Here is a 16,723-nt window from a genome sequence, read left to right on the forward strand (position 1 = left end):
CCTGGCAAAGCGCACGCTACAAATCGCAACACGGATCGAGGACCGATAGGGCCTCGAACGCTGCCCGCTTGCCGCTTTCCCTGTGCGCTTCGCTGATGGCAAGACCTTCCGCGACGATCACATCAAGCCTCGTCACGCCGATGAACGCGAACATCGACCGAAGGTAGGCTTCGGCGTGTTCGGACGAGGCCAGGGACATGCCCTCTCGATATTGACCGCCCCGCGCCACGGCAAGGATCACCCGCTTGTCATGCGCCAATCCTTCCGAGCCGTTCTCCGTGTAGCGGAACGTCTTCCCCGCGACGACGATCCGGTCGATCCAAGTCCTGAGCTGGCTGGAAATGGTCAGGTTGTAGAGCGCGACGCCGATGACGATGACATCGGCGTTGATGAACTCGTCCAGAAGCTTTTCACCAAACGCGATGTCCTCCATCACGGCCGGGGAGACCGCCAGATGATCGCCGGTCAGATGTGGAACGGGAACAGCGACCAGATCACGATAGACGATGTCAATCGCCGGATTGTGTTCCTTCAATCGTTGGACGGTGGCTTTGGACAGCATGCGGCTTATGGATTGCTCACCGAGAATACTGGAGTCGATATGAAGCAGTTTCATGGGTGATCTTTCTTTAAGAGGTCGGCGAGAGCGTCGTGCTGTCATGAACCGGCGGGCGGCTTCGTGCCGAGAGCCTGCAACTGCATCACGATCAGCCCGAGAAAAATCAGGCCAAGACCGGCAAGACGGGACAACGAGACGGGCTTTCGAGGGAGGCCGACAAGACCCCATTGGTCGATGATGATCGACGCCAGCATTTGTCCGGCGATGGCCGCCGTGATGAAGCCGGCGGCTCCGAGTTTCGGCGCCAGCATGAGCGCGCCGGTGATATAGGCGACGCCGACAACACCGCCGATCCATATCCAGCGGGGGGCTTGCGCCAGATTCGAGAAGGTTGGCGCCTCCACCCTCGCCAACGCCATGACCGGCAGGATGCAGGCGAAGCTGACGCACAGGGATACGACCGTTCCCCACAGGGGATGACCGAGTGTCCGTCCCAGGACGGCGTTGGCCCCGGCCTGAAACGGTACGACCGCACCGGAGACGATCGCGGCGGAGATAAGAATCAGCGCATTGGTTTGCATGGTTGAGCCTCCATGCATCACCAGATGCTGCATTCGCTTCATGGATGGAAATTCTGATATAATATCTTACACATGCATGACATGAATACCCTTCGTGGCGTCGACCTCAACCTGCTGGTGATCCTCGATGCTCTGCTGGCCGAGCGGCATGTGTCGCGCACGGCATGCCGATTGAACATGAGTCAGCCAGCGGTCAGCCATGCGCTCGGGCGTCTGCGGCATCTGTTCGATGACCCCCTGTTGATACGCCGCGACGGGCAACTGGTTCTGAGCGCAAGGGCGCTTGAAATTGCTCCGGCGCTGACCGAAGCCTTGCGACAGGTGCGGGAGGTTCTAGGACCGGGCGGCTTCGACCCGGCCAAGGAAAAACGAACGTTTCGCCTTGCAATGTCGGATTACGGCTCGGCTGTCGTCCTCCCCGGCCTGCTGAAGATGCTGCGCCTCGAAGCACCGGGGATCGACGTCGTGATAACCCAATCGAACCGGGAAGCGATGCTTCGGCAGGTGTTGGACGGGAACTGCGATCTGGCAATTGGCGTGTTTCCCGATCGTCCCGAACGGATCGAATCAGAGCAGCTTTTCGCCGAGCGCTTCGCTTGCCTTGCGGACCGGGGGAGTTTGGGGGGGCATGGCCGTCTGGATATTGACGCCTATCTTGCCCGGCCACACGTGCTCGTGGCGATGAAGGACCAAGCAAGCACCGAAATCGATGCGGCCTTGCGCGCGATCGGCCACGCGCGCCGCATCGCTGTCACGCTGCCGCATTGGGGAAATGCGCCACGGTTGATCCAAGGGACAGATCTTGTTCTGACCGTGGCCCGGAAAGCCCTCGCGCTCCATGAGCATGACCCGGCCGTCGTCGTCTTCGAGCCGCCGTTTTCGATACCGCCATTTCCCTTTGTCCAGGTTTGGCATGAACGGCGGGGCGGCGACCCCGCGCACCTGTGGCTGCGCAACGCGGTCGCGGGCGTCTCGATGGCCGTGTAAGTGACCGTCATCCAGGGGTGGTGCTGTCCACGCATGTCTGCGAAGCGGCGGCAGTCCCCTCCACCTCGAAGAGGGGGAGGGTTAAGGAGGGGGCAACACCCTCACCAGAACACCGGCCCGTCGCGGAAGGCCTTCCACAGCCCCGGCAGCGCCTTGCGGCGCTTGTCGGCCTGCTTTGTGAGCCAGCGGGCGGTCGCGTCGGCGGCCGGCCGCTGCTCTGGCCGGTCCGCCGACAGGCCGCGCAGGCGATCGCCGGCCACCGCGGCGTCGTGCTCGGCGTCCAGTGCGGCCAGCAGGGCGTCGAGCGCGGCGATGAAGGGCACCGTTGCCGTTTCAGCGTAGAGGCCGCGGAAGAACTCCGCCGTGTGGCGCAGCTTGCGCAGGCGGCGGCGCAGCCGGTCGCGCGTCGCGGCGTCGGCGGCGTCCAGGTCGCGTCCCGCCTTCAACGCCCCCGCCTTCAATGCCTTGGCGTGCTGGGCGGCCAGCCAAGGACCCGACAGCTCGGCCATCGGGCGGTCGAGCTGGGCGCGGACCTCCGGCGCGGCGCCGGACTGCCACGCCCCGTCCTCCAGCCAGGTGCCGAGCGCCAGGATCAGACCGGTGCAGCGTGGCGACTGGATCGCCTCGACGGCTGCCAACGCCGGTCCGCGCCGGGCTTCCCGAACCGCGGCGGTCAGCGCGGCGATTGCGTCGGCGGGGGCCTTCTCCGTCGCCGCGAAGGGCGCGATCCCATGGGACAGCAGCACGTCCCAATCGCGCGCCGGGCCGAGCTGGCGGGAGAACCAGCGGATGTCGTTCCCGGCGCGGCAGGCGTCCGGCACCCCGGCCAGGGGGCGGAACAGGCGGATGGCGGTGCGCAGGCGGCGCAGCGCGACGCGCATCTGGTGCAGCCCCTCCACGTCGCCGCCGGCCAGCGCGCAGGCCTCGTTGGCGAGCAGCAGGCGCAGACCGTGCCGCACGATGTGGCGGTAGGCCTCGGCCACCGTGGTAACCGGGGTCAGGCCCAGCGGTTCCGGCAGGACAGGGGCGGGCAGGCGGCCGGTGACGAGGCGGTCGCCGATCTCGGCCTTGCTTTCCGTCCCGATGCGCACCGGCACGCGGCGCTGGAGCGCCAGCGCGAGGTCGAACAGACGGCCGATGCGGCCCGATTTCAGCTCAAGCTCGACCTCGCTGATCCGGGCGCAGGCGTTGCCGGCGGTGATCTGGCCCTCGTCCACCGCCACCTCGATGGAGGTCAGGGCGTCCGGGCGGACGAGCAGGGTGGTGCGCTGGAACTCCGTCGTGAACTGCGGAACCAGCGCCGCCCGCGCGTCCTCCGGCACCAGGGCGGCGACACCCTCGGCGTCGAGGGGAGACATGTCGGGGGCGGCCGTGGGGATGGTCCAGTCCCACTTCTTGCGGATGGCCACGGCGGCCGAATCGCCGGGGGTGGCGGCGTTGATGGTCTTCAGCGTCTGGACGAAGCGGTCGCCGTCCTGCCGCACCCGCAGGGCCACGCCCCCAGGAACAGGCGGCGGTCCGGCGTGTCGTAATAGACGGTGCGAAGGTTGCGGACGGTCGGCGCGCCCTCCGCCTTCTCCTTCAGGGCGGGCAGGTCCGCAACGCGGGGCAGATCGCGCGGGTCGAGATGGAGCTTCATCTCCACCTCACGCACGGCGGACACCGCCGTGGGTGCACCCTGAGGCGCAGTGTTCTGGGGCGCGGAGGACACGGGGGGCGACTCCTGCTCGGTTCCGGGCCTGCTCTGTTAAGGGTTGAAATACCCCATTTGGCAAAAGGGCGTTAAGAGAGTTTGCGCGGCAGGATGAAATCGGCCAGTCGTCCCGCCCCGCTGTCCAGGTCGGCCCAGCGGGCCGCTTCGAACAGAATGACGGCGCAGGCGCCGGTCGGGAACTTCTCCGCCAGCGCGTCCCGATGCCGCGCCTCGCCGCTGCCGGTCAACTCGCGGGCGAGGTCGTGGAGGTCCGGGTTGTGGGCGACCAGCATCAGCGACGACACGGAGTCGGGCGCGTCGCGCAGCCGTTCCAGAAGGACGCGCGCGCCGCACAGGTAGAGGCCGCGCTCGCGCTCGACGGGGATGTCCGGCGCGTCCATCACCTCCAGCAGGCGGTCGGCGGTGTCCGCCGCGCGCCGCGCGGTGGAGCACAGCACCAGCCCGATGCGCGCCCCGCGGTCCTTCAGTTCGTGGCCGACCAGCCGGGCCGCCTTCTTCCCCCGCGGCGCCAGCGGGCGGTCGTGGTCGTCCAGGGAGGGGTCGTCCCACGCGGACTTGCCGTGGCGCATGAGATACAGGGTCTTCATCGAGGCTGTCCCTTCCTGTCCGAATCGCGTGGTCCGGCGGGATGCGCCGGGGGTGCGACTGTTTTCGCAGCGGTATTATCGTGACGGCAGTATTATGCTGTCTGACCCAAAACCGTAACGTAGTTGGGGTAGGTTGCTTGGCCCGCCGACCGCGGCGGGGCGGTCCGGACCGACCGGACTGTAGCGGCACCACCCATCACGCAAAAGCCCGAGGCTGCTGTGACCGAACTTCAGGACTTGGAAGCGACCTGCATCGAAGCGGACGCGCCGGAGCGCTTCATCAACCGCGAACTGTCGTGGCTGGCCTTCAACCAGCGCGTCCTGGATGAGGCGTCCAACCCGAATCACCCGCTGCTGGAGCGGCTGAGGTTCCTGTCGATCTCGTCCAGCAACCTCGACGAATTCTACATGGTCCGCGTCGCCGGCCTGAAGGGGCAGGTGGCCGCGGGGGTGAAGACCCCCAGCGCCGAGAACCTGACCCCGGCCCAGCAGCTCACCGCGGTGAACCAGCGCATCGTCGAGCTGATGAACGCGCAGCAGACCATGTGGCGCAGCCTGAAGCAGGACCTGCGCGAGGCCGGCATCATGGTGGTCGGCTCGGAGGATCTGACCGACGGGGAGAAGGACTGGCTGGAGGCCAAGTTCCTTGACGACATCTTCCCCATCCTGACCCCCATCGCCGTGGACCCGGCGCACCCCTTCCCCTTCCTGCCCAACCTGGGCTTCTCGCTGGCGCTGCAACTGCACGAGCCGGTGAAGGGGCGGCACCTCGACGCGCTGGTCCCGCTGCCGGCGCAGCTCGACCGCTTCATCCGCCTGCCGGGCTCGGAGATCCGCTTCATCCAGCTTGAGAGGCTGGTGATGCTGTTCATCGACCGGCTCTTCCCGCCGTTCCAGGTCAAGGCCCACGGCGTCTTCCGCGTGCTGCGCGACAGCGAGATGGAAATCGAGGAGGAGGCGGAGGATCTGGTCCGCACCTTCGAAAGCGCGCTGAAGCGCCGCCGCCGCGGCAGCGTCATCCGGCTGGCCACCGACGCCGGCATGGCCGCCGACCTGCGCGAGTTCCTGCGCCACGAGCTGCGGGTGTCGAACGACGACGTGTTCATCCTGGACGGGCTGATCGGCCTGTCGGACACCCGCCAGCTCATCGTCGACGAGCGGCCCGATCTGGTCTTCCGTCCCTTCAACGCCCGCTTCCCGGAGCGCATCCGCGATTTCGGCGGCGACTGCTTCGCGGCCATCCGCGACAAGGACATCGTCGTCCACCACCCGTACGAGAGCTTCGACGTGGTGGTGCAGTTCATCCGCCAGGCGGCGCGCGACCCGCAGGTGGTCGCCATCAAGCAGACGCTCTACCGCACCAGCAAGGACAGCCCGATCGTCGCCGCGCTGATCGAGGCGGCGGAGGCCGGCAAGTCGGTGACCGCGCTGGTGGAGCTGAAGGCCCGCTTCGACGAGGAGGCCAACATCCGCTGGGCGCGCGACCTCGAGCGCGCCGGCGCCCAGGTCGTCTACGGCTTCGTCGACCTGAAGACGCACGCCAAGGTGTCGCTGGTGGTGCGGCGCGAGAACAAGGCGCTGCGCAGCTACGTCCATTTCGGGACGGGCAACTACCACCCGATCACCGCGAAGGTCTACACCGACCTGTCCTTCTTCACCTGCGACCCGGCGCTCTGCCACGACGCGGCGGTAATGTTCAACTACATGACCGGCTACGCCACGCCGAAGCTGCTGGAGAAGATCGCCATCGCCCCGATCACGCTGCGCCAGAAGCTGGGCCAGCTGATCGACGCGGAGGTCGCCAACGCCGCCGCCGGCAAGCCCGCCCACATCTGGGTGAAGCTGAACTCGCTGGTCGATTCGGAGATCATCGACCGGCTCTACAAGGCGTCGCAGAAGGGCGTCCAGATCGACATGGTGATCCGCGGCATCTGCTGCCTGCGCCCCGGCGTCAAGGGCCTGTCGGAGAACATCCGGGTGCGCAGCATCGTCGGGCGCTTCCTGGAGCATGGGCGCGTCATCTGCTTCGCCAACGGTCAGGCGCTGCCCAGCCCGCAGGCCAAGGTCTACATCTCCTCCGCCGACTGGATGACGCGCAACCTGGACCGCCGCATCGAGACGCTGGTGCCCATCGAGAACCCGACGGTGCATGAGCAGGTGCTGGACCAGATCATGGTCGCCAACCTGAAGGACGAGGCGAACACCTGGAAACTCGGCCCCGATGGCGTTTATCATCGCGTGGAGGCTGGTCCGGACGCGTTCAGCGCCCATAACTACTTCATGACGAACCCCAGCCTGTCGGGCCGCGGCAGCGCGCTCAGCAGCAAAAAGACGCCGCCGCGGTTGAAGCTGCGTACGGTCATCTGATTGAGGACATCGGTTGCTTATGACGCCGGCGCAGGAACACACGGTCGCCACCAAGATCGATAGCAGGGTCGTCGACAAGGGCGAGCGGATCGCCGTGATCGACATCGGGTCCAACTCGATCCGGCTCGTCGTCTATGACGCTCTGAAGCGGTCGCCCCTGCCGGTCTTCAACGAGAAGGTCCTGTGCGGGCTCGGCCGCGGGGTGGAGAAGACCGGCTGCCTGAACCCGGACGGCGTGATCCAGGGCCTGGAAGCCCTGGAACGATTCGCCCTGCTGGCCGCCGGCATGCGCGTCGGGCGGCTGGACGTCATCGCCACGGCGGCGGTGCGCGACGCCACGGACGGCCCGGCCTTCGTCCAGCGGGTCAAGGACCGCACCGGCCTTGACGTCAGCGTCATCAGCGGCGAGGAGGAGGCGCGGCTGTCCGCCATGGGCGTGCTGTCCGGCACCCCCGCCGCCGACGGGCTGGTCGGCGACCTCGGCGGCGGCAGCCTGGAGCTGGTGCGGCTGGAGCGCGGCGTGATCGGCGAGCATCTGACGATGCCGCTGGGGCCGCTGCGCCTGATGGAGCTGAACCCGGCCAAGCCGAACGGGCTGGTCCGCGCCATCGACCAGCATCTGGAAAAGCTCGACTGGCTGGCCCAGATGCGCGGCAAGCCCTTCTTCCCGGTGGGCGGCGGCTGGCGGGCCCTGGCCAAGCTGCACATGGAGCATGTGAAGCACCCGCTGCACATCATCCACCACTACACGGTGCCCTTCGCCGAGGCGCGGGACTTCGCCGCCCTGATCGCCAAGCAGAGCCGTTCCTCGCTGGAGAAGATGTCGGGCTCGCGCCGCCGGATCGACACGCTGCCCTACGCGGCGCTGGTGTTCGAGCGGCTGCTGCGGATGGTCCAGCCGTCCAGCGTGGTGTTCTCGGCCTTCGGGCTGCGGGAAGGGCACCTGTACGCGCTGCTCGGCCCGGAGGCGCAGCGGCAGGACCCGCTGATCGCCGCGGTGGAGGATTGGGCGCAGCGCTTCGTCCGCATCGGCGATCCGGCGCTGCTGGTGTCCTGGACCGGCAACCTCTTCGCCGGGGAGGACGACGCGGCGCTGCGGCTGCGGCAGGCCGCCTGCCTGCTCAGCGACGTCGGCTGGGCCGAGCATCCCGACTATCGGGCGGAGCACGCCTGCCTGCGCATCCTGCGCTACCCCTTCCCGGGCATCGACCATGACGAGCGGGCCTTCCTGGCGCTGGCCGTCTATGCCCGCTACGCCGGGTCCATCGACGGGCCGGGCACGCCCAACGCGGTCACCGCGGGGCCGCGGGCGCTGCTCAGCGACGCCCAGGCGCGCAAGGCGTTGGTTCTGGGGCTGGCGCTGCGTCTCGCCCACACGCTGACCGGCGGCGCCACGGCGCTGCTGCAGCGCACGGCGCTGAAGGTGTCGGGGGAGCGGCTGGTGCTGTCCCTGCCGGACGATTTCAGCGTGCCGGCCGGCGAGACGGTGCAGCGGCGCCTGGACGCCCTGGCGAAGGCGCTGAACCGCAAGGGCGAGATCGTGCCGCCGGCCCGGCCCCAGGCGGCGGAGTAGAGAACGGGGGGCGGCGGAGGAACCGCCGCCCTCACGCCACCTTGGCGTGGGCGATGGCCTCGCGGACGCTCACGCCCTTGCGCAGGATGTTGTCCACGGCGCGGCCCTGCACCATCGTGATGCCGACCTTGTTGGCGTAGACAAGGCTGGACACGCTGTCGCAGCGCGCCAGGATGAACTTGCAGCGGTCCTGCTCCTGGATGCGCTCCATGAAGTACTTCTCGAAGGTCGGGTCCATCTCCAGCATGTCGTTGGACCAGAAGATCTTCGCGTAGTCGGCGTTCAGGTATTCCAGGTCGAAGTTGGTCACCCAGAAGGGGTTCAGCCCATCCACGGCGATCTGGTAGCGGCGGTCCTGGGCGAACTCAACGACCTCGTTGAACAGCGACAGATTCTCGATCAGGTCGCCCTTCGAGATCTCAAGCACCACCTGCCCGCGGAAATCGAGGGGAAGCCGCTCGTCGAACTTCACGAAGCCGGTGGAGATGACCGTGGACAGGTTGATGTTGATGCCGATGCGCCGGCCCCGCATGAAGCTGAGCCCATGATTCAGCGCCCGCAGCACCGACTGGTCGAGGTTGGCGGTGAAGTAGTTGAACAGCCACTTGTTGGCCGTGATGTCGTAATCCGGGCAGAGCCGCTCCTGAAGCAGCTTGATGGAGATGTAGAGTTCGAAGTAGGCCATGTCCTCTTCGGCGTTGCGGCCGATGTTGGCGATGGCCTGATTGAACAGGAAGGGCGACAGGTCGAACATCTGCATGGAGCGTTCGAGCTTGGCCATCTCCTCCAGCGTGATCGGCGGCTTCGTCTCGTTGGAATGGTCGCCGGTCTCGTTGGCTTGCAGCTCCTCGATGAAGCGGATGACGTTGATGAAGTTCAACGCCAGTTCCATGATCGAGTAGAGCGAGAATTCCTTGTAGGGGTTGGCGCCGGTCAGCGTCGTCTTGGCCAGGAAGATCTGCTCCACCTTCTGGCAGACGTCGGTGACGCCGGTCAGCTTCAGGCCCTTGTAGAGGATGATGACATCGCCGTTGGAGATGTTGAAGGACTGCAGATAGGACGCCTTGTTCGCCAGCTCCTGGATGATCGTGCGGACGATCATCTGGCTGGACGGGTCCTTGTCGCGCAGCAGCGACAGATGCATGTGGATCAACCGCATGCCTTGCAGTTCGGCCTTCGCGGAGCGAAGCAGATTCAGCAGCTTGTCATTGTCAAATTCGGGCTTCTGGTCCTTCGCGGCGGCGACGGCGGCCTGCTTCTCCGTCGTGGAGAGGCGGACGCGGTCGCGTCCCATGGGTGGTTTGCCGCCGAACCTGCTCATACGCGAAATCCCCCAGGCTGGCACATTGGGCGTGTGCACACCTTATAGGCGAGAATTCCCCCCGCGAACCACAGCGCGCCGCTACACGGCATGGATACGGTGCCCGTGACTTATTAGCCCTGACCTTTTTTAACAATGCCTTAAAGCGCTGTTAATTGCGATGAAATGTTTCATAATTTTGGCTAAACGTCACCAAGCTGAGCGATCCTGTAACGGCCCGCCCGGATTCTTGCGCCATTTTGGAATGGTTCCGGATAGGGCCGTTTACGGCCCTTCTCCATTGGCGGTCGGGACGATGCGGACACGACGGTCGAGCACCGCCAGACCGATGCGGCCATGCTTCAACGCCAGCGCGTCGTCGCCGAACAATTCCCGGCGCCAGCCCTGCATCGCGGGCACCTGGGCCTCGTCGTCCGCTGCAATCGCCTCCAGATCGGCGGCCGACGCGATCAGCTTGGACGCCACGTTGTTCTCTTCGCACTTCATTTTCAGAAGCACGCGCAGCAACTCAACGACCGGTTGCAGGCCCGGCGGCGGCTCCTCGCGCGGCTCGACGCGCGGCAGTTCGGACTCCGGCAGGTCCAGACCCTTCTGCACGCAGGCCAGCACCTCGGCGCCCTGGCGCCCTTCCGCGAAGCCGCGGCCCATGCCGCGCGTGCGGGCGAGGTCGTCCACGCTGGTCGGGGCGTGGGCGGCGATCTCCAGCAGCGCCTCGTCCCGCAGCACGCGGGAGCGGGGCAGGTCGCGGCGCTGCGCCTCGCGCTCCCGCCACGCCGCCAGCTCCTTCAGAACGGCCATGAAGCGCGGCTTGTTGGTGCGCACCTTCAGCCGCAGCCAGGAGCTGTCCGGGTCCACCTGGTAGGTGGCCGGGTCGGTCAGGACGGCCATCTCCTCTTCCAGCCAATGGGCGCGGCCGGAGCGGACGAGGCGGCGCTTCAGCTTCTCATAGGCCGGGCGCAGGTGGATCACGTCGGACAGGGCGTAGGTCAGCTGCCGCTCGGTCAGCGGGCGGTGCGACCAGTCGGTGAAGCGGCTGGACTTGTCGATGCGCGCACCGGCCAGCTTGGTGACCAGCGTCTCGTACCCCACGCTCTCGCCGAAGCCGCAGACCATGGCGGCGACCTGCGTGTCGAACAGCGGGTGGGGGATCTGGCCGGACAGGTGCCAGAAGATCTCCACATCCTGCCGGGCGGCGTGGAAGACCTTGAGGATGGCCGGGTCCACCATCACGCGGAACAGCGGCGCCAGGTCGATCCCTTCGGCCAGCGGGTCGATGGCGACCGCGCCGTTCGGCCCGCCGACCTGCACGAGGCAGAGCTGCGGCCAATAGGTCTTCTCGCGCAGGAATTCGGTGTCGACGGTGATGTACTCCGCCCCGGCCAGCGAGCGGCAGAAGGCGTCAAGGTCTTCGGTGGTCGTGATCAGTGTCATAGCCGCTTCATACACGAGCGCGCGACCGCGCGAAAGCTCGCCCTTCGGCAACTCTCCCAGCGTGCAGCGGACGCGGATGGCGACTTGACATTCCCGCGCTGTCGGTGTGGTGTGTCGGGCCGCCTTTCCGCGCAGGATTCCGACCTTTTCCAAGGTGTTTCGACCCATGCACCCCTACCGCACGCACACCTGCGGCCAGCTTCGCGAAGAGAACGCCGGTCAGATTGTCCGCCTGTCGGGCTGGATCAACCGCAAGCGCGACCATGGACAGCTCCTGTTCATCGACCTGCGCGACCATTACGGCCTGACGCAGTGCGTGGTCGACACCTCCAACCCGGCCTTCCAGGCGGCGGAGCGGCTGAAGCTGGAATCGGTCATCACCGTGACCGGCAAGGTGGTCAAGCGCACGGCGGAGACCATCAACGACCGTCTGCCGACCGGCCGCATCGAGGTGCAGATCGCCGAGCTGACGGTGCAGGGCGAGGCGGAGCAGATCCCGCTGCAGGTCAACCAGGACACCGACGCCGGCGAGGACGTGCGCCTGCGCTACCGCTTCCTCGACCTGCGCCGCGAGCGCATCCACGAGAACATCCTGCTGCGCTCGCGAGTCATCGCGTCGGCGCGCCGCCGCATGATCGACCAGGGCTTCACCGAGTTCCAGACGCCGATCCTGACCGCCTCCTCGCCGGAGGGTGCCCGCGACTATCTGGTGCCGAGCCGCAACCATCCGGGCAAGTTCTACGCGCTGCCCCAGGCGCCGCAGCAGTTCAAGCAGCTGCTGATGGTCGCCGGGTTCGACCGCTACTTCCAGATCGCCCCCTGCTTCCGCGACGAGGACGCCCGCGCCGACCGCAGCCCGGGCGAGTTCTACCAGCTCGACTTCGAGATGTCCTTCGTCACCCAGGAGGACGTGTTCGCCGCCATCGAGCCGGTGCTGCACGGCATCTTCGACGAGTTCGGCGGTTTCCGCCGCGAGACGCCGCCGGCCATCGACAAGCCGCCCTTCCGCCGCATCTCCTTCGCGGAGTCGATGCTGAAGTACGGCAACGACAAGCCGGACCTGCGAAACCCGCTGGAGATCACCGACGTCACCGCCGTCTTCAAGCGCGACGACGTGGAATTCCGCGCCTTCAAGCAGACGCTGGAGAAGGGCGGCGTGGTCCGCGCCATCCGCGCCCCGAAGGTGTCCGACAAGCCGCGCAGCTTCTTCGACAAGCTGAACGACTGGGCGCGCGGCCTCGGCGCCCCGGGCCTCGGCTACATCATCTTCGAGGCGGCGGGCGGCAAGGGTCCGATCGCCAAGTTCGTGCCGGAGGCCGCCCAGGCCGAGCTGCGTACGGCGGCGGGCGTGGAGGACGGCGACGCGGTCTTCTTCGTCTGTGACCAGCCCGGCCCGGCGGCCAAGCTGGCCGGCTTCGCCCGCACGAAGATCGGCGAGGAGCTGGACCTGATCGAGAAGAACGCCTTCCGTTTCTGCTGGATCGTCGACTTCCCGATGTACGAGCTGGACGAGGAGACCAACAAGGTCATCTTCAGCCACAACCCCTTCTCCATGCCGCAGGGCGGCCTGGAGGCGCTGAACACGATGAACCCGCTGGACATCAAGGCGTACCAGTACGACATCGTCTGCAACGGCGTGGAGCTGTCGTCGGGCGCCATCCGGAACCATCTGCCGGAGCTGATGTACAAGGCGTTCGAGATCGCCGGTTACCCGCCGGAGGAGCTGGAAGCCCGCTTCGGCGGCATGCTCAGCGCCTTCAAGCTGGGAGCCCCGCCGCACGGCGGCTCGGCTCCGGGCATCGACCGCATCGTGATGCTGCTGGCCGACGAGCCGAACATCCGCGAGGTCATCGCCTTCCCGCTGAACCAGCGCGCGGAAGATCTGCTCATGCAGGCCCCGGCCCCGGTGGATCAGGCGCGCCTGCGCGAACTGCATCTGAAGCTGGACCTGCCGAAGCCGAAGGTCGCCGCCGAGGCGCCCAAGGCCGCCACCTGACGGTCCGGTACCTGCCGTTCCTTCCCGCTTCGGCGGGGAGGGGCGGACGGTTTCCAACAAGAAAGCCCCCCGTCCGCGAGGCCGGGGGGCTTTCTTGTTGGAAACCGAAGGCGAGACGCGGAACGCGTCAGGCCGCGACGTTGCCGGCGGGGGCCGATCCGATCATGCGGTAGTAATTGGAGTCGACCAGGACGAAGCAGCTCAGCGTCTTCGCGTCGCCCTCGTCTTCCGTGCTGACCACGCGGGCGTGTGGGATGCCGAACAGGGTCACGGTCTCCCGCACGCGCCAGGACCGCCCGTTGGTCGCGCCAACGGTCTGGAACACCTGTCCCACCAAAACCTGCTTCTTGGCCATAGGGAAACCCTTCATCCTGCTGTCGGTGCGCGCCACGAATCCGCGGAGGCGTGGGCGCACCATGCACAGTTTAGGCCAGTTTCCTCAAAATATGGCGAATTGATTTGTAACGATTTGCGCCAAAGCCTGTGACCTTTGCGCTCAGCACCCCGACTTCGGCAGCGCCTCCACCTTCTCCAGGATGGCGTTCACGGTGAAATCGCCGTAGTCGATCTGCATGGATTCGGCGACGCCGTTCTGCAGAAGGCGCAGGCTCATCTCATATTCGGGCTGGGCGGAATCGCTCTTCAGCGGGAAGAAGGCCATGCGCACCGGCCACGCCTTCTTGCCCTTCAGCAGCGGGTCGGCGCCGTCCTCCTTGATCGCCGCCGCCGCGCCGATGACCGTCGACACCTCGGTCGCCCCCTCGGAATCGGCGCCGTCGAAGACGACGCGGTTGAAGAAGGTGTCGCCGGCGCTGGCGTGGTCGAGCACCGCCAGCGTGTGGGCCGTCGGGAACATGGTGTTGGGGGGCAGTTCCATGTCCTGGGGCTCCGGCTTGGAGAAGGCCGCGGTGCCGGTGCCGTCCTTGGCCAGCCGGGCGTCGCCGCGCACCTCCTCGTCCTCCTCCCCGTTGATCAGCTTGCGGACGTTGAAGCGGTAGCGCTGGCCGTCCTTGGCCTCCCACGTCGTGTAGTTGGTGATCATCGCCATCTCGTCGCCCTCGGCGTAGACGAAGCGGAGCTGGAAACGCTGCTCCGTCGTCCAGCCGTCGCAGGCGTCGGCCCATTCGAACAGCATGCGGCCCCGCACGTCGCTGACCTTGGAGCTGTTACGGGCGGACTGCAGCGACATCTTGTAGACGGCGCGGTGCGGCAGGATGTTCGCCGCCGCCCCGGCGGCCGCCCCCACCGCCGCGCCGGCCGCGTTGGCGGGGGCCGCCTGGGCCGGGCCGGCGGCGGGAAGGGCGGTCAGGGACACCAGGAACGCGCCGAAGGTCGCGCAAAGGGCGAGGCGGGCGGCGGAGCGGCGGTTCTGCAAAGCGACATCCACAGGTGATTGGCAGCGTCGGATGGATTATGGGTGTTTCGGCGTCGGAGCGGAAGGCCCGACCCCCCGAATAAACGGAAGGCTGAGGACAGAAACATGCGCAGCGACTCTCCCGCATCACGGCCCGTCCTCCTGGTGACCCGGCGCCTGCCCGACGCGGTGGAGGCCCGCGCCGCGCGCGATTTCGACGCCCGGCTGAACCCGCGGGACCGCGCCCTGTCCGGCGCCGACATCGCCGCCCTGGCGGGGGAGACCGGCGCCGTCGGCATCCTCTGCACCGCCGGGGACCGGCTGGACGCCGCGGCCATCGCGGCCTTGCCGGAGGGCGTGCGGATCGTCGCCACCTTCTCGGTCGGCACCGACCACATCGACCTCAACTCGGCCAAGGCCCGCGGGCTGATCGTCACCAACACCCCGGACGTGCTGACCGACGCGACCGCCGACATCGCGCTTCTGCTGATGCTCGGCGCGGCGCGGCGCGCCTCGGAGGGGGAGCGGATGATCCGCGCCGGTGCCTGGACCGGCTGGACGCCGACCCAGCTCCTCGGCACCCATCTGGGCGGCAAGCGGCTGGGCATCATCGGCATGGGCCGAATCGGGCAGGCGGTGGCGCAGCGGGCGCGGGCCTTCGGCATGACCATCCACTATTCCAACCGGCGCCGTCTGCCCGCGGAGCAGGAGGCCGGGGCGGTCTATCACGCCGACCCCGAGGCGATGCTGGCGGTTTGCGACGTGCTGTCGCTGCATTTCCCGGCGACTCCGGAAACCACCCACTGGCTGAACGCCGGGCGGATCGAGCGCCTGCCGCCGGGCGCCATCGTGGTCAACACCGCCCGCGGCTCCGTCGTCGACGACGAGGCGCTGATCGCCGCCCTGGCCTCCGGGCGGCTGGCCGCCGCGGGGCTGGATGTGTTCGAGAACGAGCCGAACCTGCACCCCGGCTACCGCCGATTGGAGAACGCCTTCCTGTTGCCGCATCTGGGCAGCGCCACGGTGGAAACGCGCAACGCCATGGGCTTCAAGGCGCTCGACAACCTGGACGCATTCTTCGCCGGGGCGGCGCCGCCGGACCGCGTGGTCTGACGTCGCCGCAAGCGGGCCTGTCGGGAGCCGGACAGGCCGTTTGTTCGGAAACGGTTCAAAATAGAAAATAAATCAAAAATAGATAAAATTTTCCGCAATGAGCTGTTCTCCCGGCAATTTCTGCCTGGGAGCGGCCTTGCCCGGCAGAAGTTGCCGGGACGAAAGGCCTAGGCGTCTGGATATCCTCATATGGCACGGCGATTGCTTATGTTCAGCGCAGCCAGTGCCGATCATGTGGAGAAAGCCCATGAGCGCCGTCGTGACCACCCAGGATTCGGACGCCCTCGCCGCCGAGCATCACGACGGACGGCCTTTCGACCGCGGGGCACACGACCGGCTGTTGCGGATGCCGCCGTTGCGTGGCTCCCGCATCGCCCATTCGGCGGTGTCCGTGGCCCTCGAGGCGTCATCCCTGGAGAGCCAGCTCGCCGAGGCCCGCGCGACCATCGCCGAACAGCGTGACCGGATCGCCTATCTGGAAAGCCTGTCCATGACGGACGAGCTGACCGGCCTGCTGAACCGCCGCGGCTTCTTCAGCCATTTCCGGCGCGAGATCGCCGCCGCGCGGCGGCAGGGCGCCAAGGGAAGCGGGAAGGGCGGCGGCGTGCTGGTCATCATCGATCTGGACGGCTTCAAGCGAATCAACGACACCCATGGACACATGGCCGGCGACGCCTATCTGCGGCAGGTCGCGCGGTTGCTCGTCGGGTCGGTCCGAGAGGAGGATGTGGTGGCCCGGCTGGGCGGCGACGAGTTCGCCCTGTTGCTGACCAAAACCGACGCGGCTTGCGGCGACCTCCGTGCCCGCCAGATCGCCGTAGCGGCGGGGCGCCGCAGCGTGCGGTGGAACAACGCCGACCTGCCGATCCGCTTCTCGTTCGGGGTGCAATCCTACGGTGCCGACGACCGGGAGGAGGAGGTGATGCGCCTTGCCGATTCCCGCATGTACAGCAACAAGGCCGGGCGCCGCCCGCGCTCCGCGGGGCGCAAGGTGGGGAACCCGCCCGGTCACTGCGCGGCGAACCGGCGGACCATCGCCTGAACCGGGCGCCGCTGCGGAACAATGGCATCGGGCAGCCTGTCGCACCCCCCAGGCCGGGCTTGACCGGATGGCCGATCCCACCGCAGCATCTGCACCTT

Annotated in this window: 15 protein-coding genes; 6 read left to right on the top strand and 9 right to left on the bottom strand. The window is 67.3% G+C overall.

The annotated features are described in order from the left end of the window. Positions 1-16: 16 nt before the first annotated feature. Together D3869_RS14140 and D3869_RS14145 are read right to left on the bottom strand one after the other, a co-directional pair. A complete protein-coding gene (locus D3869_RS14140) occupies positions 17-616 on the bottom strand; it encodes an FMN-dependent NADH-azoreductase (protein ID WP_137140672.1) in 600 nt (199 codons plus the stop codon). Between the two features lie 41 nt (positions 617-657). Continuing rightward, on the bottom strand, positions 658-1,140 hold the full coding sequence (locus D3869_RS14145) for a DMT family transporter (protein WP_137141953.1): 483 nt from the start codon (positions 1,138-1,140) through the stop codon (positions 658-660). An 81-nt stretch (positions 1,141-1,221) separates the two neighbouring features. Between D3869_RS14145 and D3869_RS14150 the strand changes: the two genes are divergently transcribed. Beyond that, positions 1,222-2,127 (top strand): LysR substrate-binding domain-containing protein, encoded by a 906-nt coding sequence (locus D3869_RS14150; protein WP_432613427.1) that lies wholly within the window; start codon positions 1,222-1,224, stop codon positions 2,125-2,127. A 101-nt stretch (positions 2,128-2,228) separates the two neighbouring features. Here the strand turns inward: D3869_RS14150 and D3869_RS14155 are convergent, their stop codons facing one another. The 3 genes from D3869_RS14155 to D3869_RS14160 form a co-directional block, all read right to left on the bottom strand. Continuing rightward, on the bottom strand, positions 2,229-3,623 hold the full coding sequence (locus D3869_RS14155; RefSeq protein ID WP_247895846.1) for a CHAD domain-containing protein: 1,395 nt from the start codon (positions 3,621-3,623) through the stop codon (positions 2,229-2,231). Further along, positions 3,575-3,790 carry a hypothetical protein gene (locus D3869_RS33780; RefSeq protein ID WP_247895847.1) on the bottom strand — a complete coding sequence of 72 codons (216 nt, stop codon included), beginning with the start codon at positions 3,788-3,790 and terminating at the stop codon, positions 3,575-3,577. Before D3869_RS33780 ends, D3869_RS14155 begins: the two co-directional genes overlap by 49 nt. Positions 3,791-3,909: 119 nt before the next feature. After that, the gene (locus D3869_RS14160) at positions 3,910-4,428 is read right to left on the bottom strand and encodes a SixA phosphatase family protein (RefSeq protein ID WP_137140674.1); all 519 of its coding nucleotides are present in this window, start codon (positions 4,426-4,428) and stop codon (positions 3,910-3,912) included. 219 nt (positions 4,429-4,647) lie between these two features. Between D3869_RS14160 and D3869_RS14165 the strand changes: the two genes are divergently transcribed. Next, a complete protein-coding gene (locus tag D3869_RS14165; RefSeq protein ID WP_137140675.1) occupies positions 4,648-6,795 on the top strand; it encodes an RNA degradosome polyphosphate kinase in 2,148 nt (715 codons plus the stop codon). A 19-nt stretch (positions 6,796-6,814) separates the two neighbouring features. Continuing rightward, positions 6,815-8,368 (top strand): Ppx/GppA family phosphatase, encoded by a 1,554-nt coding sequence (locus D3869_RS14170; protein ID WP_137140676.1) that lies wholly within the window; start codon positions 6,815-6,817, stop codon positions 8,366-8,368. 31 nt (positions 8,369-8,399) lie between these two features. Here D3869_RS14170 and D3869_RS14175 read toward each other — a convergent pair whose 3' ends face one another. Both D3869_RS14175 and rnd read right to left on the bottom strand, forming a co-directional pair. After that, the gene (locus D3869_RS14175; RefSeq protein WP_175426496.1) at positions 8,400-9,689 is read right to left on the bottom strand and encodes a hypothetical protein; all 1,290 of its coding nucleotides are present in this window, start codon (positions 9,687-9,689) and stop codon (positions 8,400-8,402) included. 264 nt (positions 9,690-9,953) lie between these two features. Beyond that, complete coding sequence (gene rnd, locus D3869_RS14180) at positions 9,954-11,120, bottom strand: ribonuclease D (RefSeq protein ID WP_137140677.1); 1,167 nt, start codon at positions 11,118-11,120, stop codon at positions 9,954-9,956. A 166-nt stretch (positions 11,121-11,286) separates the two neighbouring features. Between rnd and aspS the strand changes: the two genes are divergently transcribed. Beyond that, complete coding sequence (gene aspS, locus D3869_RS14185; RefSeq protein ID WP_040134395.1) at positions 11,287-13,116, top strand: aspartate--tRNA ligase; 1,830 nt, start codon at positions 11,287-11,289, stop codon at positions 13,114-13,116. Between the two features lie 127 nt (positions 13,117-13,243). Here aspS and D3869_RS14190 read toward each other — a convergent pair whose 3' ends face one another. Further along, positions 13,244-13,441, bottom strand: a complete 198-nt coding sequence (locus D3869_RS14190; protein WP_247877053.1) for a hypothetical protein — start codon at positions 13,439-13,441, stop codon at positions 13,244-13,246. A 171-nt stretch (positions 13,442-13,612) separates the two neighbouring features. Beyond that, complete coding sequence (locus D3869_RS14195; RefSeq protein ID WP_247895848.1) at positions 13,613-14,491, bottom strand: cell envelope integrity EipB family protein; 879 nt, start codon at positions 14,489-14,491, stop codon at positions 13,613-13,615. Between the two features lie 105 nt (positions 14,492-14,596). Between D3869_RS14195 and D3869_RS14200 the strand changes: the two genes are divergently transcribed. Next, positions 14,597-15,583 (top strand): 2-hydroxyacid dehydrogenase, encoded by a 987-nt coding sequence (locus tag D3869_RS14200; protein WP_137140679.1) that lies wholly within the window; start codon positions 14,597-14,599, stop codon positions 15,581-15,583. Between the two features lie 247 nt (positions 15,584-15,830). Further along, positions 15,831-16,625, top strand: a complete 795-nt coding sequence (locus tag D3869_RS14205; RefSeq protein WP_137140680.1) for a GGDEF domain-containing protein — start codon at positions 15,831-15,833, stop codon at positions 16,623-16,625. The last annotated feature ends 98 nt before the right edge of the window (positions 16,626-16,723 follow it).

Source organism: Azospirillum brasilense (genome assembly GCF_005222205.1).
In the GTDB taxonomy this organism is placed as follows: Bacteria; Pseudomonadota; Alphaproteobacteria; order Azospirillales; family Azospirillaceae; genus Azospirillum; species Azospirillum brasilense_G.

Coding starts and splice junctions, on each gene's coding strand:
- D3869_RS14160 (WP_137140674.1), bottom strand. CDS start 4,428: ATGAAGACCCTGTATCTCATGCGCCACGGCAAGTCCGCGTGGGACGAC.
- D3869_RS14205 (WP_137140680.1), top strand. CDS start 15,831: ATGAGCGCCGTCGTGACCACCCAGGATTCGGACGCCCTCGCCGCCGAG.
- D3869_RS14170 (WP_137140676.1), top strand. CDS start 6,815: ATGACGCCGGCGCAGGAACACACGGTCGCCACCAAGATCGATAGCAGG.
- aspS (WP_040134395.1), top strand. CDS start 11,287: ATGCACCCCTACCGCACGCACACCTGCGGCCAGCTTCGCGAAGAGAAC.
- rnd (WP_137140677.1), bottom strand. CDS start 11,120: ATGACACTGATCACGACCACCGAAGACCTTGACGCCTTCTGCCGCTCG.
- D3869_RS14145 (WP_137141953.1), bottom strand. CDS start 1,140: ATGCAAACCAATGCGCTGATTCTTATCTCCGCCGCGATCGTCTCCGGT.
- D3869_RS14200 (WP_137140679.1), top strand. CDS start 14,597: ATGCGCAGCGACTCTCCCGCATCACGGCCCGTCCTCCTGGTGACCCGG.
- D3869_RS14150 (WP_432613427.1), top strand. CDS start 1,222: ATGAATACCCTTCGTGGCGTCGACCTCAACCTGCTGGTGATCCTCGAT.
- D3869_RS14175 (WP_175426496.1), bottom strand. CDS start 9,689: ATGAGCAGGTTCGGCGGCAAACCACCCATGGGACGCGACCGCGTCCGC.
- D3869_RS14140 (WP_137140672.1), bottom strand. CDS start 616: ATGAAACTGCTTCATATCGACTCCAGTATTCTCGGTGAGCAATCCATA.